This window comes from Bacillus pretiosus, from assembly GCF_051294775.1.
In the GTDB taxonomy this organism is placed as follows: domain Bacteria; phylum Bacillota; class Bacilli; order Bacillales; family Bacillaceae_G; genus Bacillus_A; species Bacillus_A wiedmannii.
The window spans coordinates 1-324 of the sequence record NZ_JBPPHF010000090.1; the positions used below are offsets into that span (position 1 = coordinate 1).

Annotated in this window: 1 pseudogene; it reads right to left on the minus strand. The window is 34.9% G+C overall.

Annotated elements, in window-relative coordinates:
- Nucleotides 1-20: 20 nt before the first annotated feature.
- Nucleotides 21-324 (minus strand): annotated as a pseudogene (locus tag ACSG5Z_RS29985) (histidine--tRNA ligase); the annotation flags it as partial.

A 324-nucleotide genomic window follows, 5' to 3' on the forward strand; every position in this document is an offset into this window, starting at 1 on the left:
GCGATTAAATATTGCTGTTATTGTTGTAATTCGTTTACTCCATCGGCAACGAGTGGAGTATTGAAAGCGTCTTTAAAGTCATTAATTGAAAGCTTTAGTCAAGATAAAACGGTATTACATATCGTATCAGCCATTTCTTCAGTAATTCCGCGCTCTAGTACATCTTTTCGTACACCATCAATCCCAAACTTTTCGATTTTGTCTAATGATAAAATGACGTCACTCGTTCGTTCAGTAGGGATGTTAATAGATTCGAGAATGCCGTTTAACAATTTTCGGTTTTTATATTGGATAGTTACTTCTAAGTTTAACGTTCGTAACAGT